Consider the following 24,777-nt stretch of genomic DNA (forward strand, 5'->3'; position numbering starts at 1 on the left):
GGCTACTGTTGTACCCTTAGGAAGATCTTTCAAGTTACCGATTGAATCTTCTGCTTTTGGTTCAGTTCCTTTATCTACAGTTTGAGCTTTTGGTGTTGGCTCGTTCTTATCTGCATCTGTTGGTTTTTTAGTTACAAATTCTGATAATGGTTTTTTATCTGTAGAACCATCTGTGTATGTTACGACAAGATTTCCATCTGCATCTTTTGTGACTGATTTAATCTTACCATCTTTATCAACTGGAGTATCTTTTGCGATATTCGCATCGTCATTTTTCTTGTTGTACTCAAGTTGAAGTTTTTCTTTGATTTTATCTAACTCAGCATCTGTTACGTTAGTTGGATCTGATACTTCAACTTTATCAGCTGGAGCTGGAGTTGCAATATCGTACTTATCTGTTTGAGATTTAACGATAAAGTGAACATATCCTGGTGTCTGAGTTGCATTAGGGTTTTGATCCAATGCTCTAAAATCAGTAGTTGATGGTGCATTATCATTGTCATTAGCAACAACAAAACTTGTCCAATGGTTTGGAGCTTTAAGTGTTGTAACACCTGTCATCTTAATAGTAGCTGTAGCACCTGATACAGTACCATCACCATGAGTGACTGCTGAATTCTCGATTTTTCCAGTTGTGAAACCGTAATCTGCCGTATTATCTTTTCCAATACCACCAGGACCACGTACATACATATCTTTAACAGCAGTGTTGTCTGATGCTTTGAATGTTAAATCAGTGTTTTCACCTGTATAAACATAGATTTCTTTCTTAGCTTCATTTGAGTATGGGAGCTCAACTGTTGGAGCTACGTTTACAAATTCTGACAATGGTTTCTTATCTTGAGAACCATCTTTATAGGTCACAACAAGATTTCCATCAGCGTCTTTTGTGACTGATTGAATCTTAGCATCTTTATCAGCTACAGCTGTACCTTTTTTGTCTGCCAAGTTAGCATCATCATTCGTTTGAGAGTACTCAAGTTGGAGTTTCTCTTTGATTTTAGCTAAGTCGTCATCTGTTACATTCGTTGGGTCTGCTACAGCAACTTTTTCTGTTGGAGCTACAATGTCATATTTTTGAGTTTGTGCCTTAAGCATGACACGGAATGCACCTGGGTCAGTTGGGTTTGAAGCATTTGTTGCTCCATTCTCAATAAATGCACCATCTGTATCCGTTGCAGTTGCATAACGCCATCCCAAAGCCAAACCTTCTGGATTTAGTCCTTTAGTTGCTGCGTCTAGTCTTTCTTTTGATAAACCATCTGTTGCTGCTGGAGTACCTGAGTAGGTAATGACTGCTGGTGCATCTGCTGTTGCCGGAGTTTCAGCATTGATAACATTTGCTTTAAATCCATATTGAGTGTTGATGGTATTTGCTTCACCTGCAACATCAGCAAACGCTTTGTTACCACCTTGTTTTACAGTAGCACTTGCAATTTTTCCGCTATCATCTTTGAATTTGATATCGAATGAGTTTGCTTCTCCACCATATACATAAACTTCTTTAGTAGCTTTATTAGAGTAAGGGATCTCTACTGTTGGTGCTACGTTTTCACGTGCAGGAGTAGTTGGGTTAACAAGATATGCTGCTGCAACCTTATCTGTTGATCCATCAGGATAAGTGATAGTAAGGTTACCTTTTTCATCTACACTGTATTGTGTTTCTGCTGGAAGATTTGGGTTAGCAGTTTTAACTGAGTCGATAATCTTGTTCTTTTCATCATCACTAACGTTGTTTGGATTTGCAATATCTACTTTTGTACCTGCAACTGGGTCATACTTTTTAGTGGTTTCAAGAACTGTGACAGTAATTGTTCGTTCAATTGCTGCTCTCTGATTGCTTGTTGGATTTGGACTTCCTTCAGCTCTAAAGGTAACCGTAGTATCTCCAAGACGTTGGTTCCATGAAACAGTACCTTCTGTTTCGGCATGGCTGTTTCTTATTGCACTACTTCCATTAGTAGCTAATCCACCCGTTGGTGATACCCCTTTTACATTAAAAGCTGTGGCTTTAGTAATCCCAAACCAACGCAAGGCTGTCCCAGCAGCATCACCTGTTAAATGAAGTTTATCTCCACGATAAAGTGTAACCTTAGTCGCATTGGTCATCATTTGTAACTTATAAGGACCCGTAGTTACCTGCTTGTTCTCAATTGGAGTTGGTGTTTTTGTAACCGTAATCGGTGCACTCTTAGCTGACTCTGTTCCACCTGCTGGTGTTGAAGTCGCAGTAATCTCTCCTTCTGGAAGGCTGTTTGTAGGGTGAACAGTTGCTACACCTTGGTCGTTAGCTACAGCTTCACCAATCACAACGCCATCTTTGTTGTAAAGCTTAACAGTTGAACCTGCTGGTGCTTTCACTGTCACATCAGCTGGAGTACTTGCTTTACCTGCCAAGTTATTGACAATTTCTGGGGCTGATGCTGGGGCTGTAGTTGCGCTATCTACTGCTGGAGTGTTTGGTTTTGATGGTTCTGGTTGTGGTGCAACTGGTGCTGGAGTTTCTTCTTTTGGAGTCTCTTCTTTTGGAGCTTCCTCAACGTTACGTGATTGCCATCCTTGAAGACTTGAGTAGCTGCCTTCTTGCATGTTAGAGATAACTCGAGCTGTTGTTCCAGCTTTCATATCTTTGTTCAAGGTCAAGTTGATTGTTGAGTAGAACTTACCATCTTCACTTGAAGCAACGCTTGCAAGTGCACTGCTTGAAGAGTTTACTTGCCACTTACCTGGAACAGCATCACGTTTGAGCCCAACTTCTCGAGCATTGCCATCAGCGTCCGTAAATTGGAAGTAAGCTGCTCCTGCATCGTGTGGCACTTTCAAGGTAACGTTTCTATCATTTGCAACAAGATTATTCTGTTGTTTTGATTTAGATGATGGTACGATCTCTGAGTGACCGAGAGAGATGTTTACAGGGGTAGCAGCACTTTCTTGACCATTAACTGTTTGGGTGACGCTAATGTCATCCCCAGTAACTAACTGTGGACCACCAGAGACACTACTATTCAAGCCAAAATCAAGTGGGAATGACCATTGGCCGTTTGGTGCAACTTGGGTTTGCTTAGCAGTTTGACCCTTACTCTTAAGATTGATGATAGCACCTGGCTTACCTGTACCTGAGATTGTTGTATCTGTAGAAGCTACAGTAGGCACTGTAATCGTGTCATTTGTTTGGGTATAAGTGTTGTTGACTCCTGGTTGTGGTGCAAGTCTTGATGAAAGATTGATACCGACTTCTGGGAAGTCTGAAGTACGATTTTTAACAGCTGATGAACCATTCATCCCACCATTTTCTAGTGAGTTTTTTACAATAGCTGTTGCAAAACGAGCAAACAGATTGTGATGGGTCCCTTTAGTCACTACACTATAGGTAAGCGAATCAGGAACTCCTCCACCAACGTATTTATAATGAGACGCCAAAGCTTTGTGATTGCTCATAGCAGGGAGCTTTCCAAAATCTTTCTCAACGTAATAGTCCTCATTCAGACGTCCAGCATTAGGACCACGGTCTACGACAGTAATACTTTGAATTGTATCATCTGATGCGACCACCAAGCCAGCAGCTTGGTGATTCTTATGCTGCGGTACAACACTAATTGTCCAAGTTGTTTTGTCTCCATCCACACTGTAGCGAACTGACTGAAACTGCTTGACACCCGCACCAGCAAATTCACCTTCAGCGATTGATCCGTCAGTCGAACGGCTTGCTGCACGTGAACTTAGATCACGTTTGCCTCTTGGACGAGCTACTTCAGTTTCCGCTACTGCTGTTTCAGCTTTATCCTCTGTCGCTTCAGCTTTAGCTTCAGTGGCTACTGCTGTTGCTTTTTCTTCTTTAGCAGCAAGTTGAGCTACAGCCTCTTTGAGGCTAGCAAGAGCTGCATCCACTTGGTCTTGGCTAGCTTCTGCATTTGCCAAAACATTTTGTGCTTGTTCAAGTGCTGTGTTCAAGCGAGAAAGAGAGTCTTCTGTCTTGCCTGCTTTGTCCAAGCCTTTCACTTCTTCGACCAATTGGGTCAAAGCTTCTTTGTTAGCTGTTTTAGCAGTAGTATTTTCCGCTACCACTGCTTTTTCAACTGTTGCTGACTGAGTCTCTGCTACAGCAGCAGGAGCTTCATAAGTCCCCGTTTCTCCACCATATCCAGGCTTAGCCTCTTCAGCTTTTGAGCCACTCTCAACTGTAGATTCCGATGCTGTGTCTGCATGGACCGTTTGAGTAGCTAAGCTAGCTCCGACCGCAAAAACAAGCGAACAACCAAAAAGGAAATGTTTTCCTTTTTTAATCATACGCCAGTTCTTCTGCTCTGCATTTTTACGATTAAAATACATTCTTATCTCCTATTTATTTTTTATTAGAGTCGCATGTGTTTTACATACATTGCTATTATAAAATATGGTATCAACATAGTCAAGTTTTTTGCTCCTTTTAGAAAAAAAAAAAACATTTGATGCAAATCATTTCCAAATTTTCGATTTTTTTAGTAAAATTATTATAAAAATTGGTAATTTATAAACGAATTTTAAAAATTTTTTCCGAAAACATGCTATAATAGAAAAAAGCCCTGATAATTTTTTTATCTTTTTTTGTTTATAATACATTATATTTTCAAGGAGTATTTTCTATGAGAGAACTATTATCTCACAAAGAACAGAGACAATTAAAAATTCTAGAATACTTATTTGAGAACCAAGAATGGATTCATATCGACACCTTGGCTGATATTCTAGATTTGAATGGACGCATCATCAAAAGCGATATCAAAGAAATGCGCGAGCAACTTTCGTGTTTTGATATTCTATCATCAACCGCTGGTATCATACTGACGAACGAACATAATTTTGGTATTGAGCGAATTTATAGACACGTTTTGCAAGAGTCTGTTAATTTTCAGGTACTCAGAGCTTTCTTCCTATTAGAAGAACCATTTACTTTCGAGCACCTAGTTCAAACGCTTGACATTTCTCTTCCCTCACTTCGTAAGAAGGTTGCTGAAATCAATAATATTCTGCAGTCAAAATATAAATTCAAGCTCAAGGTGACGCCTATTTCAATTATTGGAGACGAAAGAGACATTCGCTTCTTTTTTGCCCAGTATTTCCATGAAGCCTATGGTTTCTTCAAATGGCCATTTCATCTGTCTTCTGAAGATGTAGAGGAACTTGTGACTTTTCTTGTCAAGGTAACAGGCTATCCCATCACCTACCAAAATATGTTTCAGCTGAAGACACAAATTGCAGTCAATCTCCATCGAGCAAAGATTTTACCGAGACCTAAAGGGGAAATCGAGTCTGACTCTCTTCGCCCTATTTTTAGTCAACTTTCAAACTTCCAGCAGGAATTGCAATCTCTTGGTGATCGTCTTGGAATCACACTCGATTTTACAACTATTGACCAAATTTTCAGCTCCTATACTCAAGAGGGGATTTTCTTCACGGTTGAAGATTTCCTAGAGGCGCGGAAAGACAATGAGAAAGTCGATCACTCCTATCACTCAGCTCGAGATGTCCTAGACAATCTTACCCGACAGTTTGATGTCCACTTTTCAAATACCGATCAATTGATTTGGCACTTGCATAACACTGCATTTCTAGAACGTCAAGAAATCAACTCAGAATCTATCATTTCTCATAATAAATCTTATGCACTGAATAAGATTAAAAAGTTCTTCCCAGATTTTTACGAAGCTGCTAGTTTTGAAATGATGCGCTATAAGTCTAGCTTGGGACAAAAGGAGCAACTTCACGCTGTTGTTCATCTAGTCTATACTCTTTTAACCCACGCAACTGATCTAATGGAACAACTCCTAAAGCGCCAAACTAAGGTTCGTGTTCTTGTTTTGAGTGAGTTTGACTTTGCCCATCCTCAGGCCTTGATTTCACTTTATCAATTTTACACCTCTAAAAACATTCACTTTGAAACATGGGATAAAGAGACACTCAATGTTGATGAAATCATGGAAGCGGGTTACGATGCCATCATTACAAACTTTGATATTGAAGGATTGGTTCATCCGAAAGTCATGAACGTAGGCCGTATGGCTAATCTACAAGTCGTCAATGAACTCAATACTCTTTCCATTGGTAAACTTTAAAATAGCCTCTGTTTTATGACCAAACAAGCAGGCTAAAATAGATATAAACGCATAATGTCAGGTATTTTAAAAACTTGATATTATGCGTTTTTATACTCTTCGAAAATCTCTTCAAACCGCGTCAACGTCGCCTTGCCGTACTCAAGTATAGCCTGCGGCTAGTTTCCTAGTTTACTCTTTGATTTTCATTGAGTATTACTTTCAACAATGGATTCGCACTTATTGATAAATTTCTGCTCATTTACAACATAGTGGATTGAAATAAGGGATGAACAATTCGATTAGGAAAGTCAAACTTATTTCTAGAAATATTTTTAGCAGCCGTGATGTACTATTCTAGATTCAATATACTATAATTTTGTTGTGTAGCAGATTAAATAGAAAACACTATAGTAGATTCAAATAAGATATGAACAAATAGATTAGGAAAGTCAAACTTATTTCTACAATGTTTTAGAATTCGTAGCGTACTATTCTAGATTCAATATATTATAATTTTATTGTGTAGCAGATTGAATAGAAAACACTATAGTAGATTCAAATAAGGGATGAACAAATAGATTAGGAAAGTCAAACTTATTTCTAGAAATATTTTTAGCAGTCGTGATGTACTATTCTAGATTCAACAAACTCTGCATTGTGAATTCTAAAAAATTGCTAGAAATTGACTTAACTTCTCTAGTAAATTTGTTGAGATTTTATTTCATCTATCTATGTAAACATATATATTTTAGTCTGCCTAAAAACTTTTTCCTTGCTTTGCTAGAATATAGTAAGATCTACTGATGAGCTGGTCAATGTCAATGTTTTTACTCAGGCTACAATATTTCTTCAGTAGACTATCAACAAAAAGGGGTTTTGATTTTAATGGAGGATGATTTTTCACCTACAAAAAGAAAACGATTGCATAAAATTTTACTCCATGCTATACTAGGATAGAAATAAATGATAGGAGAGTGTCTATGAAAAACACGTCATCTCAACCAGATAAAAAAATGGTTTACAGTATCCGTTCTCTGAAAAACGGAACTGGCTCTGTCCTTATTGGAGCAAGCTTTATCCTCCTTGCCTTAACAGCACCTTCTGTAGCTGCAGCTGAAACTAGTCTTGGCACACAAGAAAATGTAAGCGCTATTAGTGCAGGCCCAGTTACTACAGAAACCAGCCAAGCTGAGGAAAAAACGCCTATTTTGGACCACAAAGATGCAAACGCTTCCCTAGAGTCTAAAACATCTGAACCAGTAGCAGTTTCTGAAATAACTACAACTGAAGCTACTCCAAACCTTCCAAACAACAAAGACGAGAAAACAGAAGTATCAAGTCTAGCTGCTGAGAAAGCTTCGCCAGCAGACACTGTATCTGAAAATCCGATCCAAGACAACTACTTCCGTATCCACGTCAAAAAACTTCCCCAAGAAAACCAAGATTCGCAAGGTCTTTGGACCTGGGACGATGTCGAAAAACCATCTGAGAACTGGCCAAATGGCGCCCAGTCCTTCAAGGATGCCAAGAAAGACGACTACGGCTACTACCTTGATGTCAAACTTAAAAATGAGCAAGCCAAGAAAGTCAGCTTCCTCATTAACAACACCAAAGGTGACAACCTTACTGGAGACCGTTCGGTAGAGCGCCTCTCTCCAAAGATGAATGAAGCTTGGCTTGATGAGGACTACAAGGTCCACAACTATCAACCTCAGCCTGCGGGAACGATCCGCGTCAACTATTTCCGCACCGATGGCAACTATGACAAGAAATCTCTCTGGTACTGGGGAGATGTGAAGACTCCAAGCAATGGTGAATGGCCTGACGGTACAGACTTTACTGCAAGTGGAAAACATGGACGCTACATCGACATTCCGCTCAATGAAGCCGCCAGAGAATTTGGATTTTTACTATTGGATGAGAGCAAGAAAGGCGATGATGTGAAAATCAGAAAAGAAGATTATAAATTTACTGACCTGAAAAACCACAGTCAAATCTTCCTTAAGGATGATGACGAAACAATCTACACCAACCCTTATTATGTGCATGACATCCGTATGACTGGTGCCCAACATGTGGCTAAGTCCCGTATTGAAAGCAGTTTTTCTACCTTGGTTGGGGCTAAAAAAGAAGACATCCTTAAACATTCCAACATCACTGACCACCAAGGGAATAAAGTGGCTATCTCCGATGTTACAATCGATGAAGCAGGTAAGAAAGTAACTTACATCGGTGATTTCTCTGACACTCAAAACCCATATACAGTCGCCTATGATTCAGACCATTTTACAACTCGTTCAAACTGGCGTCTCAAAGATGAGACTTACAGTTACGATGGCCCACTCGGTGCAAATCTTAAAGAAGATGGTAAACGTGTTGATCTGACTCTTTGGTCTCCAAGTGCCGATAAGGTTTCAGTTGTCGTCTACGATAAGAAAGATCCTGAAAAAGTGGTCGGAACCGTCGCCCTTGAAAAAGGAGAAAAAGGAACCTGGAAACAAACTCTGAATGAAAACTCTGGTCTTGGCATCAGCAACTATACTGGCTACTACTACCACTACCAGATCGAGCGCCAAGGCAAGACTGTCCTCGTACTTGATCCTTACGCTAAATCTCTGGCAGCTTGGAACAGCGATCTAGCCAAAACAGACGCTGCCCATAAGGTTGCTAAAGCTGCTTTTGTGGATCCAGCAAAACTTGGACCTCAAGACCTGACTTATGGTAAGATTCATAACTTCAAATCTCGTGAAGATGCTGTTATCTACGAGGCTCACGTTCGTGACTTCACTTCAGATCCTGCCATCGCAAAAGATTTAACTAAGCCATTTGGTACTTTTGAAGCCTTTATCGAAAAACTTGACTACCTCAAAGACCTGGGCGTGACCCACATCCAGCTCCTTCCAGTCTTGTCATACTACTTTGTCAATGAATTGAAGAACCATGAACGCTTGTCCGCCTATGCTTCAAGCGATAGCAACTACAACTGGGGTTATGACCCTCAAAACTACTTCTCCTTGACTGGTATGTACTCAAGCAATCCTAAGGACCCAGAAAAACGTATCGCAGAATTTAAGAACCTTGTCAACGAAATCCATAAACGTGGCATGGGTGCTATCTTAGACGTAGTTTACAACCATACTGCCAATGTTGATATCTTTGAAGACCTTGAGCCAAACTACTACCACTTCATGGATGCAGACGGAACACCTCGTACTAGCTTTGGTGGTGGTCGTCTAGGAACAACCCACTACATGTCTAAACGCGTCATGGTAGACTCTATCAAGTATCTAGTTGAAACCTACAAAGTAGATGGTTTCCGTTTCGATATGATGGGAGATCATGATGCAGCTTCTGTCGAAGAAGCTTACAAGGATGCACGCGCCCTCAATCCAAATCTCATCATGCTTGGTGAAGGTTGGAGAACCTATTCTGGTGATGAAAATATGCCTACTAAAGCTGCTGACCAAGATTGGATGAAACATACCGATACTGTCGCTGTCTTTTCAGATGACATCCGTAACAACCTCAAATCTGGTTATCCAAACGAAGGTCAACCTGCCTTTATCACAGGTGGAAAACGCGATATCAATACCATCTTTAAAAATCTGATTGCTCAACCAACCAACTTTGAAGCAGATAGCCCTGGAGATGTGATTCAATACATCGCAGCCCATGATAACTTGACCCTTTTTGACATCATTGCCCAATCAATCAAAAAAGACCCAAGCAAGGCTGAAAACTATGCGGAAATCCATCGTCGTTTGCGCCTTGGAAATCTCATGGTCTTGACAGCTCAAGGAACTCCATTTATCCACTCTGGTCAGGAATACGGACGTACCAAACAATTCCGTGACCCTGCTTACAAGACTCCAGTAGCAGAAGATAAGGTTCCAAACAAATCTCACTTACTTCGTGATAAGGATGGGAACCCATTTGACTATCCTTACTTCATCCATGATTCTTATGACTCTAGCGATGCTGTCAACAAGTTTGATTGGACCAAGGCAACTGATGGAAAAGCTTATCCTGAAAATGTCAAGAGCCGTGACTACATGAAAGGTTTGATTGCACTTCGCCAATCTACAGATGCCTTCCGACTCAAGAGTCTGCAAGATATCAAAGACCGTGTCCAACTCATCACTGTCCCAGGCCAAAATGGTGTGGAAAAAGAAGATGTAGTGATTGGCTACCAAATCACTGCTCCGAATGGAGATATCTACGCAGTCTTTGTCAATGCGGACGAAAAAGCTCGTGAATTTAACTTGGGAACTGCCTTTGCCCACCTCAGAAATGCTGAAGTTTTAGCAGATGAAAACCAAGCAGGACCAGTCGGAATTGCCAACCCGAAAGGACTTGAATGGACTGAAAAAGGATTGAAATTAAATGCCCTTACAGCTACTGTTCTTCGAATCGCACAAGGTGGTGCCATCGTTGCCCCAGCTGTGGAAGAAAAACCAGAATTTGATCTTTCTAGCTTGAATGTCGAACAAGAACAAGGTCAAGCCCAAAACCTAGCAGCAAATCCTGAAACCCAAGAAACTGCTGCAGAGGCTCTTTCTCAGAAAGTCCTTCCAAACACTGGAACTGAGAGCAAATCTCTTCTTACTCTTGCAGGAATCAGCCTCCTAGCCCTCCTTGGACTTGGTAGCTTCCTCAAGTCAAGAAAGGAACAATAAAAGCAAGGACTCTATAAATCTATCACCTTAGTATAAAGACATGTAAAAAAAAGCTGGGATAAAAGTCTTTAAAATCAGAAAAACGCATATTATCAGATGTTTAAAAAACTTGATAATATGCGTTTTATTGTAGAAAGATTTATACTCAATATTCTACTAAAATTATGTTTATACCTCAACTCTTCAGATTAAAGAAAAGATTCATTTTGATCAAGTTGCTTCAATCTCTTTCTTTTACTAGAGAAAATAAAAAACTCTTAAAAATAGCATTATGTCAGCATTTCTAAGAGTTTTTACTATATAGTATCCAACCTCTATAAGGGCAATTTTTTTATTACTGATAGGGTATGTCTACGTTCCGCCTCTTTCTAGAAGCTCTTATTTCTCTATCCTTGCTTCTGCATCTGCCACTACTTGGGCAAGACTGGTTTGGCCCAACTCCTGCTCCATAGCTAGCTGAATCTTTTGTAATTTCTCATCTAAAATCCCATGGATATTTGCGCCAACTGGACAGGCTGGATTGGGATTGTCGTGAAAACTAAAGAGTTGACCTGTCTTTCCTAGACATTCAACTGCTTGGTAAACATCTAAAAGACTGATATCCTCTAGGTCTTTGATGATCTCTGCTCCACCAGTTCCACGCGCAACTGAGATCAACTCTGCCTTTTTCAGTTGAGATAAGGTCTTACGGATAATGACAGGATTGACTCCAACGCTACTAGCAAGAAAATCACTAGTCACCTTACTTTCTTTCCCTTTTAAGGCTATGATAATCAACATATGGGTCGCGATGGTAAATCGACTTGAAATTTGCATAAGGTTCTCCTTTTTTCGTCAGATTAGTTCCTTCTTTTCTTAAGTTTATTATATCTCTTCTAGTTGTAATGTCAAGAGTTACCACTAAGCCAGTCATCCAATTCAACATCATGTCCTTGACTCTGAGCGATTTCGTGCAACAAGTCCTGATTGTGGGTATGGTGAATCCCATTAACCAAACTTTCATAATAAACTTGGTAGTAGGGTAATTGTAAGTCTTTGGCTAGCTGTAATTCTGCCTCAATATCATAATCAACCCGACGAAAATCAGCATCTTTCAAGCCTTTTTCATCAAATTCTAAGATCATGTACTGGGCCCGCAAGTCCTTGCGTAAATTCTCAGATAAAAAGAAGGGTTGCCCAATGGAACCTGGATTCAGGATGAGCTGGCCACCACTACCATAACGAAGAAACTGTTGATGGATATGCCCGTATATGGCAACATCGCAGTTAGGATTGGTGACAAGACGGTCAAAGTCCTCTTGCTTCCCAAGATGAATCAGCTCTCGTCCCCAATTTTTATCAGGCAAGTGGTGGCTAATCCCTAGCTTCAAATCTCCAAACTGGCGGTGCACTTGCAAGGGATAGTTCTGTAGCGCCTCAATCTCCTCAATGCTGAGTTCTTCCATAATATACTGACACTGGCGTAAGAGATAACGATGGCTGGGTCTGGTTTCATCTAACTGACGATGGCAGGCACGCCATAAACTCTCCTCCCAATTCCCTAAAACTCTAAGAGTGATTGGTAAAGTGTCCAAGATCTGGAGAATATTTTTTCGTCCTGTTCCAGGCATGAGAATATCTCCTAAGAGCCAATACTCATCAACCTCCGCCTTCTGCGCATCTGTCAGAACAGCCTCCAAAGCTGTCGTATTGCCATGTATATCCGATAATACTGCGATTTTTGTCATATCTCTTCCTCTTAGCTTTTCTAGTTTTATTATAACAAACTCTAAGCCAAAGTCAAAAAGCATCTATATTCCTATCGTTTTTTACTTTACTTTTTTAGTGAAAAGGAATACAATGAAGGTAATAAGAATGAGGAGGTTTTTGCTATGGCACAACGTTATGAAAACATCATGGTAGCGGTTGACGGTTCTAAGGAAGCTGACTTGGCTTTCATCAAAGGGGTTCATTCAGCACTACGTAACCAGGCAAAACTAACGATTGCCCATGTTATTGACACACGTGCTCTTCAAAGCATCTCAACATTTGATGCCGAAGTTTACGAAGAATTGCAAGTAGAGGCCAACGATTTGATGGCGGAATACGAAAAACGTGCAAAAGATGCTGGGCTCACAGACATTAAAGTAGTTATTGAGATGGGAAATCCTAAAACTCTCTTAGCTAAAACAATTCCAGACAAAGAAAAGGTTGATTTGATTTTAGTTGGGGCAACAGGACTCAATGCCTTTGAGCGCCTACTAGTTGGTTCTTCATCAGAATATATCCTACGCCATACCAGCGTTGACCTTCTCGTCGTTAGAGATAAGGATAAAACTTTGTAATAAAAACAGAAATGAGGTTGGGATTTTTCTCCTAACCTCATTTTTTTATAAATTGTTGATGTCGTAGTTAGAGCTAGGAACTCAAAATATCATTCCAGGCTTCCTCTGCGATCGCCTATTTTTTATCTTCTCTTTCCTTGTGGCGTTCATAGGCCTTTATCTGGCGCTCAATCTCCTTTTTAATAGCAGGCTCTGGAGCGTATTTTTCTTCCCAGTCATCTGGTTTTAGGATCTTGTGGGTCACTGGATCAAAATGAGCTTTTCCATCAGGGAACATTTTACCCATATTTGCTTGATGGACAATGTCAAAAATCCGTTCTGGATCCACCCCCATCAAAACAAAGCTACCATAGGTGAAGTATAGGGTGTCAATCAAGGCATCCACTTGCCCTACCAAATCTTGCTTCGCAGGTGTCTTCTTGACTACTTTCTCTGCTGCCTGATCCAGCGCTTGGTGTAGCTGTCCAACTGCCTGTTCAAAATCTTCTTCAGAAGAGCTAGCAGCTCGAACAAACTCCACCAATTCTTCTATCTTAAATCCTGCTCTATGGGTGGCACCTTCTAAGTCCCAAGCTTGTGGCTCTTCTTGAGTTCGTTCATCCATCATGTGGTGGAAGGTCTTGACCTTATTAAAATGGTAATCACGACTGACAAAGACTTTTTCTGAAGCCAGAACACCAAAATGCTCTAAAGCTTTGTGAATCCCATCTTGCTGGTTGCTGGTTGTGATATGCTTAGCGACTTCCTTGACACTGCTACTACCATTGCCCATAGCGACTGACATCCCAACACCCGCCAGCATCTCTAGGTCATTGTCCGAGTCACCAAAGGCCATGACTTGATTGAGATCAAAACCATACTCTTTTCCGACACGGCGAATGCCTTCTAGCTTGGAATTTCCTTGGTTGATGACATCAGCTGCAAAAGGATTACTACGAGTCAATTTCAAGTCTTGAAAATCAGCTGCTGCTTTCTCAGATTCTTCTGGCGTCATTAGCATCAAAACTTGATAAATAGGCTGATTCATCAACTGGAGCAAGTCTTCTTCCTTCTGAGGAACAACCTTACTCACCATTCGATTAAAGGAATGACTAACCGTACGAGTCAACATAGAGGGGACAAAACGACTCACTCTTTGTGAAAAAGAACCTAGGCCAAAAGACATGATTTTTGAACCCAGCATGGCATCCTTGGTCCCCAAAGCAATTTCCTTGCCCTCTTTTTTAGCATAGGCTATCAACTGCCGTAAATGAGATTTGGAAAGAGGACTTGTAAACAAGACTCTGTCTTTATTAAAGATATATTGGCCGTTATAGGTTACAGCAAAATCCAGATCTAACTCTTCCATTAAATCCTTAACAAAAAAAGGTCCTCGACCTGTCGCTACTCCAACAAGCACTCCCTGTTCCTTTACAATCTTAATCGCATCCTTAGTGGATTTCAAAACACTCTTGCGATCGTTGACCAGTGTTCCATCGATATCAAAAAAAACAGCTTTGACTTCCATCCTACCTCAATCTCCCCTTTTTGTGATACAATGATTATACCACATTTCAGAAAGAGTGAGTAAATCATGCCTAAGAAAATCCTTGTTTTACATACGGGTGGTACTATTTCCATGCAAGCCGATGACTCTGGTGCTGTTGTGACTAGTCAAGACAACCCTATGAATCATGTATCCAATCCACTTGAGGGAGTTGAAGTCCATGCTCTCGACTTTTTTAATCTGCCAAGTCCCCATATTAAACCCAAACATATGCTGTCCCTCTATCAAAAGATCAAAGAGGAGTCTGAACATTATGACGGTTTCGTGATTACACATGGGACAGATACCTTGGAGGAAACTGCCTATTTCCTTGACACTATGGAGGTTCCTCACAAACCAATCGTGCTAACAGGGGCCATGCGTAGCTCTAACGAACTTGGAAGCGACGGCGTCTACAATTATCTTAGTGCCCTACGCGTCGCGAGTGACGATAAGGCTGCTGATAAGGGTGTCTTGGTCGTGATGAATGACGAGATTCACGCTGCTAAGTATGTGACCAAGACGCACACGACAAATGTTAGCACCTTTCAAACGCCAACCCACGGCCCTCTTGGGCTCATCATGAAACACGAGATTCTCTACTTTAAAACAGCTGAACCCCGTGTTCGTTTTGACCTAGATAAGATTCAAGGCTTGGTCCCTATTATCCCTGTCTATGCCGGTATGACAGAAGAACTCCTCGATTTACTTCCCGTTGATCAACTGGATGGACTTATTATTCAGGCTTTTGGTGCTGGAAATGTTCCCAAGGAAACAGCACAAAAATTGAACGCCCTCATCCAAGAAGGACTTCCAATCGCCTTGGTCTCTCGTTGTTTTAACGGGATTGCCGAACCTGTTTATGCCTATGAAGGTGGTGGCGTTTGCCTGCAAAATGCTGGTGTCTTCTTTGTCAAAGAGTTAAACGCTCAAAAGGCTCGTCTCAAACTCCTCATTGCTATCAATGCTGGCCTTAGAGGAGAGGAATTACGAGCCTATATGGAAGGATAATACTCTTCGAAAATCAAATTCAAACCTCGTCAACGTCGCCTTGCCGTAGGTATGGTTACTGACTTCGTCAGTTTCATCTACAACCTCAAAGCAGTGCTTTGAGCAACCTGCGGCTAGTTTCCTAGTTTGCTCTTTGATTTTCATTGAGTATAAAAAAGTCGGTGAGATAGAAATTACTAGATCAAGTCTTGTTTTCTAGTCACCCCCAAAGCCTTCTACCATCAACTTGATGCTTGAACTATTGGCTAAAAAGTTTTTACTACTAAAAAGCGAGGTCGGGATTTTTATCCCGACCTCTTCTTGTTAATCTTTACGAGTTGAATGACGTTCTACCAAACCATGTGGCAAAAGAACTTCACGCTCTTCTAACTCTTCCTTATGCATAATCTTCGTCAACATACGCATACTAATAGCACCAAGGTCATACAAAGGTTGCGCAATGGTGGTTAGGTTTGGACGAGTGTAACGCGCGATTTGCGAATCATCACTGGTGATGATTTCAAAGTCTTCTGGTACAGAAACTCCCTTGTCAGCAAGTCCGTTCAACACACCTGCTGCTAGTTCATCTCCTGTTACAATCGCTGCGGTTGCTTTAGAAGAAATCAAACGTTCTGCCAAGGCATAGCCATCATCATAACGGTATTTTGATTCGAAAACAAGACCTTCACTGTAGTTAATTCCCGCTTCTTTCAAAGCATCTTTGTAACCAGATAAGCGAATCTTGCCATTAATATCATCCACTAATGGTCCACTAACGAAGGCAATTTTTTTATTTCGTTTCAAGAGATGCCGGACTGCATCAACCGTAGCATGTTTATAGTCAATATTGACACTTGGAAGTTGGTGCTCCACATCCACTGTTCCTGAAAGAACCACAGGTGTGCGTGAGCGTGAAAACTCTGAGCGAATCTTCTCAGTTAAATGATAACCCATGAAGATAACGCCATCCACCTGTTTAGAAAAGAGAGTATTGACCACAGATACTTCCTTTTCATCATCCTCATCACTGTTAGCAAGGACGATGTTGTATTTGTACATCTCCGCGATATCGTCAATCCCTTTAGCAAGGGCAGAGAAATAAGTATTTGTGATATCTGGAATGACGACTCCAACTGTTGTCGTTTTCTTGCTTGCTAGACCACGTGCTACTGCATTAGGACGATAATCTAGACGTTCAATAACCTCTAAGACTTTCTTTCGAGTATTTTCTTTAACATTTTTATTGCCATTGACAACACGGCTGACAGTCGCCATTGACACTCCCGCTTCTCGGGCAACGTCATAAATTGTTACTGTATCATCTGTGTTCATTCCGTTTCCTTTCTACTTTGAAAATTTTGTTTTCATGATTCCACTGTTCTCATTTTACCACTAATTGTAAGCATTTTCAAGCGTTTGATGAAGATTCGTTGAAAAAATTTCAAAATCATTCTCATATTTTTAAAGGTAGTTGACTTTTCTTGATTTTTCTAGCAGTTTGCAGTATGATAATAAAAAAATCAATTAGGAGATAGGAATGGCTTTTACAGATTCTCATAGACGATGTGCCAGTTTCGGTGTGGTGACCAATTTACCCGACGATGTTATCGATTCAATCTGGTATATAATCGATCATTTTTTAAAGCATGTTTTTGAGCTAGAAGATGAATTGGAATTTCGACTTTTGAATCATGAAGGCTCCATCACTTTTCGTTTTTCTAGTCAACATCTACCAACTACGATTGAATTCGACTTCAATCATCCCTTTGACCCACTCTATCCACCTAAAGTTCTGGTCATGGATATGGATGGGAAGGAAACCATTCTCCTACCAGAAGAAAATGACCTATTTTAAAAACTCTAGTCTCCTCTATCTACTTAGGAAACTAGAGTTTTCTTTTTGCTAATAAATGGAACGACTGACTACTATACCACTTGGTTTGGTGTATTCTAAGTCAAGATAATCCTGATAAGTTCCTGGGACAATAAATCCTTGGGGGCTGAGAATGTCTGTTCCAGCTTTACCCACGATAGAGTCAGCCAATAAGACACAATTTGTGCTGAGAACAAAATAAGTCTTAAACTTGGACGAACTGAACTTATAAAGAGTGGCATCAGCCTCGTGTTTCAGCTGATAAGAGTAGGTATGCTTGATTTCCCCTTCTCTTCTTTTCATGAGTTGCGAACTTGGTTTCCAAGGAATTAAGAGTCCTTCAATTTCTCTCAGTTGTTCTTCTATAGCTTTTTTCTGTTGCTCAGACAAGCTTAAGCCATAGGCAAATAGAGTTTTCTGACTTTCTCTCTTACAGAGTTCGATGTATTTCTCTTTATTGGCCTTAAACAAAACCCCATTCCCAATCATCCCAAATAAACGCTCCGAGTGAGGATCATAAGAACCATAGGAGATAACCTGACCTTGATAGCAGATATCCACATGCCCCATGGCTAAAAAGAAAGAGGATTCTGAAGCATGGATAAAAATTTCCAAATCAACTGTCTGATCATTTTTCCTCTCTGAATGTACTTGACTTTCTTCCGTCTGATGAGTAGATAACAGTTCATTCCATCGTCGTAAAGTGCTGATTGGAATCAAAGCTGTCATGAATATAGGCAGTGTCATTCTCATTCTGCGCTTCAGCTTGGGATTACTTCTCCCTTTTTCAAAATAGAAACCATCCCTGACACTACTCGCTCCCAACATGATTAAGTAAAAACCTAACAGGAGCAACTCAAAATTTGTTGCATCATGAAAAGGGGAGATACTATAGAGACCAAATCCCATCATCCACATTGCATCAAATAAGTAATTGACCCTCGGATGGATATGATTATTTCGGTAAATCAACCAAGTAATCAGACTGATCAGACCTGTAAACAGTTGATAACCTCCGATAATCATCACAAGGAGATAGAGGGCTATCCCTTGCAGGATGACTGAATCAAATAGGATGACTGCAAGAAAGAGCTTGGCTATGGTTACAAAAATATTTTCTCTACGGGACTTTTCCTGAAACCATCGTGTCAATAAATGCCAAATAGCCGACAAGGAAAAGTACCCCATCAAGAGTTGATAACCAAGCCTCGGTACAATCTGCCCAAAACAAATCAAGAGAAGACCTAGGACAATAGCTAGCGCTCCCTCCCCTAGACTTCTCCATTTACTATAAGTTTCGGAAAACTTAGGCATTTTCTTTCTCCAATTGACGATACAAGTGCCGAATCGGTTGTTTCAGTGTTGGGTGGATAAAATGGGGGGCTATTTCCTGTAAAGACTCTAAAACAAAGAGACGCTCAGCAATATAAGGATGAGGCAAGATGAGGTCGTCTGTATAGATGACCTGGTCCTCTACAAAAAGCAAATCCAGGTCAATCAAGCGAGGTCCCCAATGCACCTCTCTGACCCGTCCCATCTCTGATTCAATCTCTAACAAGGTTTCTAACAAGATTGGAGCTGGCAACCAGGTTTCCACCTCAACCACTTGATTAGCAAAGCTATCCTGCTCCACTCCACCCCAAGGCTTAGTCGTAATTACGCTAGACTCCTTGAGAACATGGATGCCACGAGCTTGCATTTTGTCAATCGCTTGCTGGAGATTAGTCGTCTTATCCCCCATATTGCTTCCTAAAGCGATAAAGGCACGCTGTTTGCGACGGTGGATGGTTACTGAACAAGTATCCAGCGGAAGATGGATAGGTGCCCAAGGTTTTTTTAGTTCCAGCTCAATCTCTTGAACGATAGGATAGGTCTCAAAAGTACGCTCTACTAGTTTGTAGGCTACTGTTTCAATCAAATCCTCACTCGTTTCCTGAAACCATGTCGTCCATTGCTGGCAAAGTTCTCCGTAATGGACAGAAGCAGTTAAATCCAAGTCTGTCGCAGCCTTGGTCATATCATAGGATAGGGTGGCTGAAACGACAAACTTCTGCCCCAGTTCCTTCTCACTAGGGAAAAGTCCATGAAAGGCAAAAATTTCTAGGTCTTTAATTCGCAGTTGATCCATAACTAATCCTTTCTAGAAAAATCCGCTTGACGCGGATTTTTTATAGTCCCATCAGACGATAAGCCTGATCCCGAAGATCCTTATCTGTCTCAAATAGACCACGAGCTACTGTAGTCAAGGTCGCAGTTCCTGGTTTTCGAACACCACGCATACTCATACACATATGCTCTGCTTCGATGACAACAAAAGCTCCCTTAGCACCCAAATACTCCATCAAGGCATCGGCCACCTCAATATTCAAACGCTCTTGAATCTGTGGCTTTTTAGAGTAAACTTCCACAGTACGAGCTAACTTTGATAAACCTGCTACACGTCCATCTGGGATATAGGCAATGTGAGCTCGACCATAAAATGGTAAAAAGTGGTGTTCACACATGGTATGGAAAAAGATATCCTTTTCCACTACCATATTGTCATCGATAATCTCAAAGGACTTTGACAGGTGCTCTTCAGCAGTTTGCCCAAGACCTGAAAAAATCTCTTGGTACATGCGGGCTACACGGGCTGGTGTTTCCTGCAAGCCTTCGCGATTTGCATCCTCACCAACTGCCTCGATAATCATTTTTACAGCTTCTTCAATCTTTTGTGTATCCATTCTAATTTTTCCCCTCCATTAGGTAGGCTCTCACTTGGGCTAAAAAGTATAATGAGCCCGTGATAATCCTAACTGTTTTTTTCTCTTCATTTCCTGATAATTTTTGGTCTAGAAATTCTTGCCAATCTTGGTAGTTGAGATTTCTAGAATCAGCTAGTTCTTTCAAGACTTTTTCAGCCGTCGCCCGACTATCCTCAAAATGAGTTAGCGTAATCTTAGTATCGGGCAAGGTTTCTAGCAAGTCCAACATTTCCTCCAAGGCCTTAGTTTTGATACAAGTAAAGAGGATTTCCTTCTGATAGTCCGTAAAGCGTTCTTTCAAGGTAGCCAACAAGGCCTTGACAGCATGAGGATTGTGGGCCCCATCCAAAATCATCAAGGGTTCTCTAGAAACAACTTCCAAGCGTCCTGGCCAACTTGTTTCTTCCAAAGCTTGAGCCACTAAAGCATTATCTGGCAATTCTCGACCAGTCGCTTGGCAATAGCTATCTAACAAGGCCAGAGCCATCCCAGCATTCTCAATCTGGTGCAAACCCAGCAATCCTGTTTGGAAACGACCTTGTCTAAGCGTACTTGTATAGTCGAAGATTTCGCCCGTTACGGTACTCTCACAATGATTGAGCTGATAGTCATCTCCATGGGCAAGTCTAGGAGCTTGTTTCGCTTTTGCAATCTGGTCAATAACCGCCAAGGCTTCTGGGACAATGTGACCAGCCACTAGAGGAATTCCTTGTTTGATAATCCCTGCTTTCTGCTCTGCTATGGCTTCCAAGCTATCTCCTAAAAGTGCTACATGATCCAACCCAATGGTAGTGATGCCTGTTAGGATGGGTTGACAGACATTGGTACTATCCAAAAGTCCGCCCATACCAACTTCCATAATCGCCACATCGACTTGCTCAGAAGCAAAATAGTCATAAGCTATAGCAGTGATAATCTCGAATTCTGTCGTTCCTTGCAAGGCTTGAGCATGCTCCCCTTCAAGTAGTAAACGATAATCCGCCATCAAGGACTCTAATCTTGCTTCTGGGATAGATTCCCCATTAATGGCAATCTGGTCGGTATAATGAATCAGATAGGGAGAGCTAAAAACTCCAACTCTTAGCCCCATCTTTTCCAGCATATTCTTCAAAAAGGCTATAGTAGAGCCCTTGCCATTGGTTCCACCAATGTGGATAACCTTAAGCTTAAGATGTGGATTGCCTCGTAAAGCTAAAAGCTCTACCATTCTTTCCAAACCAAAGTGCGGTTGGTCTGTCCGGTAGTGGGCAATCCACTGATTCGTTTCGTTTTTATTCATCTTACTTATATTGTTTCAAATCTAAATTTTCCGCATGGTCTGCCAGACGGATAGCAGACGCAATTTCGACTGCCATCTTGTGGCTGGCTACATCGTGCACGCGCACCACTTCCACACCTTGTCTAGTAGCGATACTAGTCACATAAGCCGAAGCCGTATCACGATTTCGGAAGCCTTCTTCAGTATCAGGATTGACTTCAAATCCATTTTCTTCAAGAATATTGATGACAAAGCGCTTGCGAGAGACTCCTAAAAAGATAGGATAGCCCATCTCGTGAAGCTTATCAAGGTCACGTAGGAGGATGAGATTTTCTTTCTTTGTCAAACCAAAGCCAATCCCTGGATCCAGCATGATGTTTTCTTTCGAAATCCCTGCTTTTTCCGCTCTTACTAGAGCACGATCAAAGAAAGCTGTCATCAATTCTTCTACTGGTAGTTGTTCAAAGTCTGCTAAGTCTTCCTTTGTAAAAGGCTCTCCAAATCCAAAATGAGGAAATATGAGTGAACTAGGGTGCTGAGGGCGTGCCATGACTGGATTAAACATGATGACCACCTGAGCTCCAGCCCTGGCAACCACCTCTGCCATCTTCTCATCCCCCATAAGGCCTGTAATGTCATTGACTATATTGGCACCAGCATTTAAAGCTGCTTCTGCCACTTGGCTTTTCCAAGTATCGACCGAAATCAGAACATCACTTTCTTGACGAATAGCCTGAATGACTGGAACCACACGCTGGATTTCCTCTCCAATCTCAACATAGCCACTTCCAGGTCGAGTAGATTCTCCACCGATATCTAAGATAGTGGCACCTTCAGCTATCAATTTTCTAGCCTGTTTTAAGGCTTCTTCAATAGCAAAAAATTGGCCCCCGTCAGAAAAAGAATCTGGGGTAACATTGATAATACCGCAAATAGCTGTTTTTGTAAGATTCTCTCTTTTTTCCACGTTCATCACTCAAATTTCATTTAGATTGGTATTCCTCTATTTTACTGTTTTTTTTGGATTCTGTCCAATTATCCCTCAGTACTCTTTAACTTTAAAAGAGCGCAAAAAAAGGAGAACCTGAGTCCTCCTTTTTCTATATTCTTATTTCTCAGTCAAAGCTGCAAGTCCTGGAAGAACTTTACCTTCGAGAAGTTCCATTGAAGCGCCTCCGCCCGTACTAATCCATGAGAACTTGTCTGCACGTCCAAGGTTGATTGCTGCGGCAGCTGAATCACCACCACCGATGATTGATTTAACGCCTGGTTGTTTCACGATAGCGTCCATCACACCGATTGTACCAGCTTGGAAGTCAGGGTTTTCAAATACACCCATAGGTCCGTTCCATACAACTGTTTTCGCACCAGTCAATGCTTCATCAAATTTAGCGATAGATTTTGGACCGATATCCAAACCAAGGAATCCTGGGTCTACTGCTTCACCTTCAGTGTCTTTCACTTCAGTGTAGTCAGCAAATGCATTAGCTTCTTTTGAGTCAACTGGCAAGATCAATTTGCCGTTTGCTTTTTCAAGAAGAGCTTTCGCAACATCCAATTTGTCTTCTTCTACAAGTGAGTTACCGATTTCGATACCTTGTGCTTTGTAGAATGTGTAAGTCATACCACCACCGATAAGAACTTTATCAGCTTTTTCAAGCAAGTTTTCGATAACACCGATCTTATCTGAAACTTTTGAACCACCAAGGATAGCCACGAATGGACGTTCTGGAGCTTCAACAGCTTCTTGGATGTATGCAATTTCGTTTTCAAGAAGGAATCCAGCAACTGCTTTTTCAACGTTTGCTGAGATACCAACGTTAGATGCGTGTGCACGGTGAGCTGTACCGAATGCATCGTTTACGAAGATACCATCTCCAAGTGATGCCCAGTATTTACCAAGTTCAGGATCATTTTTAGATTCTTTCTTACCGTCAACATCTTCAAAACGAGTGTTTTCAACCAAAAGAACTTGTCCATCTTCAAGAGCGTTGATAGCTGCTTCCAATTCAGCACCACGAGTTACACCTGGAAGGAATGTAACTTCTTGACCCAATTTAGCAGCCAAGTCAGCAGCTACAGGAGCAAGTGATTTACCAGCTTTGTCTGCTTCTTCTTTTACACGTCCAAGGTGAGAGAAAAGAATCGCACGTCCACCTTGTTCAAGGATGTACTTGATAGTTGGAAGAGCTGCAGTGATACGGTTGTCATTAGTAATCACGCCATCTTTTACAGGTACGTTGAAGTCAACACGAACGAGAACTTTTTTCCCTTTCAACTCAACGTCTTTAACAGTCAATTTTGCCATTTGGAAAGACTCCTTAATTTTTTTTACGTGTTAATTATATCACAAAATCAATAAAAGAGATAGCAAAACCTTAAACTTTTATCTTGAAACAGGTCTCTCTAGTAAATTAAACTTACTCTTTACTCTCTGAGGAAATCCCTCACTGTTTTTATCTTCATCTATGGTATGTTGCTCATTTATAGAGAAAGAGCTACTGTCTGGAGTTGTGTCTTTATTTTTTGAACTAACTCTTCAGAAACCGTTCAATTTTTAAAAATCTATTTTGAAAGTTTTGCATGGCGATAGAAAAACTCTCAGAAATATCAGCATCGCATTTCTAAGAGTTCAATCACTTTTGTTCAGTTTAATTTCAAATTAAAGACCTATCTGCATCTCTAATTAAACCTATCCTGATACTTCATATTAAACAACCATTGAAGATTGACAACGGGCTTAGATTGTACATCAAGTATGGGTTTAAGGGTCTCTCTAATCTCTCCTTTTATCTTTGTTTCATCAATTGTTGCAAGATCAATTTCTTTATACTCTTTATCGAGGGTCCACTCAAGCTCAAAATTCTTATCAAACTTATAGGACACATCGTTTTTATCACTGTAGCCATAACCTCCATCAAACTCACCAAAACTGGTAGGATTACCACTTGAATCGATAGAATTTTCGATAAATTTCGCTCCATCATCATAGCGAATACCTTCAATTTTCGGAGTATAAATCTCCCCCATGTTTTCAATCAACATGACTAAGTCGGGTTCTGTCCCCTCCTTATGAGGCATCCGTTGCGCATAATAGACTGAGTTAGATAGCAAATTGATTGTAGTAACAGCATACATACTCGCTCCTATGAATACTACTAAGCCAAGGCTCACTACTACAATGATTACAGCAATGACTACTTTTAACAATTTCATCGTCTTTTTCCTTTCCTATCCCCAAACCAATTCTTGATGAGAGTTACTTGAGAGTTACTAGAAATAACTCTATAAACAGACACAACCAAAAAAATTA

At 40.8% G+C, this 24,777-nt stretch carries 17 protein-coding genes; 5 read left to right on the forward strand and 12 right to left on the reverse strand.

What is annotated here, in order from left to right; genetic code table 11:
• The coding region (locus QM469_RS07615; RefSeq protein ID WP_414276478.1) for a Rib/alpha-like domain-containing protein at positions 1-4,329 on the reverse strand (4,329 nt) is incomplete at its 3' end.
• A gap of 293 nt (positions 4,330-4,622) precedes the next feature.
• On the opposite strand from QM469_RS07615, the gene QM469_RS07620 reads away from it, so the two are divergent.
• Both QM469_RS07620 and QM469_RS07625 read left to right on the forward strand, forming a co-directional pair.
• On the forward strand, positions 4,623-6,092 hold the full coding sequence (locus QM469_RS07620) for a M protein trans-acting positive regulator PRD domain-containing protein (RefSeq protein WP_414276479.1): 1,470 nt from the start codon (positions 4,623-4,625) through the stop codon (positions 6,090-6,092).
• Between the two features lie 962 nt (positions 6,093-7,054).
• Positions 7,055-10,750, forward strand: a complete 3,696-nt coding sequence (locus QM469_RS07625) for a pullulanase (protein WP_414276480.1) — start codon at positions 7,055-7,057, stop codon at positions 10,748-10,750.
• Positions 10,751-11,128: 378 nt separating this feature from the next.
• On the opposite strand, the gene QM469_RS07630 is transcribed toward QM469_RS07625, so the two are convergent.
• Positions 11,129-11,566 carry an Rrf2 family transcriptional regulator gene (locus QM469_RS07630; RefSeq protein ID WP_281335747.1) on the reverse strand — a complete coding sequence of 146 codons (438 nt, stop codon included), beginning with the start codon at positions 11,564-11,566 and terminating at the stop codon, positions 11,129-11,131.
• 71 nt (positions 11,567-11,637) lie between these two features.
• A complete protein-coding gene (locus QM469_RS07635; RefSeq protein ID WP_371560951.1) occupies positions 11,638-12,477 on the reverse strand; it encodes a metallophosphoesterase family protein in 840 nt (279 codons plus the stop codon).
• Between the two features lie 144 nt (positions 12,478-12,621).
• Between QM469_RS07635 and QM469_RS07640 the strand changes: the two genes are divergently transcribed.
• Positions 12,622-13,074: a universal stress protein gene (locus tag QM469_RS07640; RefSeq protein ID WP_045762643.1), complete on the forward strand. Its 453-nt coding sequence runs from the start codon at positions 12,622-12,624 to the stop codon at positions 13,072-13,074.
• A gap of 115 nt (positions 13,075-13,189) precedes the next feature.
• On the opposite strand, the gene QM469_RS07645 is transcribed toward QM469_RS07640, so the two are convergent.
• Positions 13,190-14,581 (reverse strand): Cof-type HAD-IIB family hydrolase, encoded by a 1,392-nt coding sequence (locus tag QM469_RS07645; protein WP_371560954.1) that lies wholly within the window; start codon positions 14,579-14,581, stop codon positions 13,190-13,192.
• Between the two features lie 66 nt (positions 14,582-14,647).
• Here QM469_RS07645 and QM469_RS07650 point away from each other — a divergent pair, with 66 nt between their 5' ends.
• The gene (locus tag QM469_RS07650; protein ID WP_414276481.1) at positions 14,648-15,610 is read left to right on the forward strand and encodes an asparaginase; all 963 of its coding nucleotides are present in this window, start codon (positions 14,648-14,650) and stop codon (positions 15,608-15,610) included.
• A gap of 303 nt (positions 15,611-15,913) precedes the next feature.
• On the opposite strand, the gene ccpA is transcribed toward QM469_RS07650, so the two are convergent.
• Positions 15,914-16,921, reverse strand: a complete 1,008-nt coding sequence (gene ccpA / locus QM469_RS07655; protein ID WP_311522810.1) for a catabolite control protein A — start codon at positions 16,919-16,921, stop codon at positions 15,914-15,916.
• 205 nt (positions 16,922-17,126) lie between these two features.
• On the opposite strand from ccpA, the gene QM469_RS07660 reads away from it, so the two are divergent.
• Positions 17,127-17,444: a DUF960 domain-containing protein gene (locus tag QM469_RS07660; protein WP_311522812.1), complete on the forward strand. Its 318-nt coding sequence runs from the start codon at positions 17,127-17,129 to the stop codon at positions 17,442-17,444.
• A gap of 48 nt (positions 17,445-17,492) precedes the next feature.
• Here QM469_RS07660 and QM469_RS07665 read toward each other — a convergent pair whose 3' ends face one another.
• From QM469_RS07665 to QM469_RS07695, 7 genes are all read right to left on the reverse strand, one after another.
• Complete coding sequence (locus QM469_RS07665) at positions 17,493-18,776, reverse strand: DUF308 domain-containing protein (RefSeq protein WP_311522813.1); 1,284 nt, start codon at positions 18,774-18,776, stop codon at positions 17,493-17,495.
• Positions 18,769-19,590 carry a 2-amino-4-hydroxy-6-hydroxymethyldihydropteridine diphosphokinase gene (gene folK / locus QM469_RS07670; protein WP_311522815.1) on the reverse strand — a complete coding sequence of 274 codons (822 nt, stop codon included), beginning with the start codon at positions 19,588-19,590 and terminating at the stop codon, positions 18,769-18,771. Before folK ends, QM469_RS07665 begins: the two co-directional genes overlap by 8 nt.
• Positions 19,591-19,630: 40 nt before the next feature.
• On the reverse strand, positions 19,631-20,185 hold the full coding sequence (folE, locus tag QM469_RS07675) for a GTP cyclohydrolase I FolE (RefSeq protein ID WP_000380927.1): 555 nt from the start codon (positions 20,183-20,185) through the stop codon (positions 19,631-19,633).
• Position 20,186: 1 nt separating this feature from the next.
• The gene (locus QM469_RS07680) at positions 20,187-21,485 is read right to left on the reverse strand and encodes a bifunctional folylpolyglutamate synthase/dihydrofolate synthase (protein ID WP_414276482.1); all 1,299 of its coding nucleotides are present in this window, start codon (positions 21,483-21,485) and stop codon (positions 20,187-20,189) included.
• A gap of 1 nt (position 21,486) precedes the next feature.
• The gene (gene folP, locus QM469_RS07685) at positions 21,487-22,437 is read right to left on the reverse strand and encodes a dihydropteroate synthase (RefSeq protein ID WP_311522818.1); all 951 of its coding nucleotides are present in this window, start codon (positions 22,435-22,437) and stop codon (positions 21,487-21,489) included.
• 135 nt (positions 22,438-22,572) lie between these two features.
• The gene (locus QM469_RS07690) at positions 22,573-23,772 is read right to left on the reverse strand and encodes a phosphoglycerate kinase (RefSeq protein WP_001096781.1); all 1,200 of its coding nucleotides are present in this window, start codon (positions 23,770-23,772) and stop codon (positions 22,573-22,575) included.
• A 374-nt stretch (positions 23,773-24,146) separates the two neighbouring features.
• Complete coding sequence (locus tag QM469_RS07695) at positions 24,147-24,680, reverse strand: hypothetical protein (protein ID WP_075231975.1); 534 nt, start codon at positions 24,678-24,680, stop codon at positions 24,147-24,149.
• Between the last annotated feature and the right edge of the window lie 97 nt (positions 24,681-24,777).

Source organism: Streptococcus infantis (assembly GCF_047464215.1).
GTDB lineage: Bacteria > Bacillota > Bacilli > Lactobacillales > Streptococcaceae > Streptococcus > Streptococcus infantis_P.

Excerpts from the sequence above, each read along its gene's own strand:
- QM469_RS07640 (WP_045762643.1), top strand. The coding sequence starts at position 12,622 with ATGGCACAACGTTATGAAAACATCATGGTAGCGGTTGACGGTTCTAAG.
- ccpA (WP_311522810.1), bottom strand. The coding sequence starts at position 16,921 with ATGAACACAGATGATACAGTAACAATTTATGACGTTGCCCGAGAAGCG.
- QM469_RS07665 (WP_311522813.1), bottom strand. The coding sequence starts at position 18,776 with ATGCCTAAGTTTTCCGAAACTTATAGTAAATGGAGAAGTCTAGGGGAG.
- folK (WP_311522815.1), bottom strand. The coding sequence starts at position 19,590 with ATGGATCAACTGCGAATTAAAGACCTAGAAATTTTTGCCTTTCATGGA.
- QM469_RS07690 (WP_001096781.1), bottom strand. The coding sequence starts at position 23,772 with ATGGCAAAATTGACTGTTAAAGACGTTGAGTTGAAAGGGAAAAAAGTT.
- QM469_RS07660 (WP_311522812.1), top strand. The coding sequence starts at position 17,127 with ATGGCTTTTACAGATTCTCATAGACGATGTGCCAGTTTCGGTGTGGTG.
- QM469_RS07630 (WP_281335747.1), bottom strand. The coding sequence starts at position 11,566 with ATGCAAATTTCAAGTCGATTTACCATCGCGACCCATATGTTGATTATC.
- QM469_RS07625 (WP_414276480.1), top strand. The coding sequence starts at position 7,055 with ATGAAAAACACGTCATCTCAACCAGATAAAAAAATGGTTTACAGTATC.
- folP (WP_311522818.1), bottom strand. The coding sequence starts at position 22,437 with ATGAACGTGGAAAAAAGAGAGAATCTTACAAAAACAGCTATTTGCGGT.
- QM469_RS07635 (WP_371560951.1), bottom strand. The coding sequence starts at position 12,477 with ATGACAAAAATCGCAGTATTATCGGATATACATGGCAATACGACAGCT.
- QM469_RS07645 (WP_371560954.1), bottom strand. The coding sequence starts at position 14,581 with ATGGAAGTCAAAGCTGTTTTTTTTGATATCGATGGAACACTGGTCAAC.
- QM469_RS07620 (WP_414276479.1), top strand. The coding sequence starts at position 4,623 with ATGAGAGAACTATTATCTCACAAAGAACAGAGACAATTAAAAATTCTA.
- QM469_RS07680 (WP_414276482.1), bottom strand. The coding sequence starts at position 21,485 with ATGAATAAAAACGAAACGAATCAGTGGATTGCCCACTACCGGACAGAC.
- QM469_RS07650 (WP_414276481.1), top strand. The coding sequence starts at position 14,648 with ATGCCTAAGAAAATCCTTGTTTTACATACGGGTGGTACTATTTCCATG.
- folE (WP_000380927.1), bottom strand. The coding sequence starts at position 20,185 with ATGGATACACAAAAGATTGAAGAAGCTGTAAAAATGATTATCGAGGCA.
- QM469_RS07695 (WP_075231975.1), bottom strand. The coding sequence starts at position 24,680 with ATGAAATTGTTAAAAGTAGTCATTGCTGTAATCATTGTAGTAGTGAGC.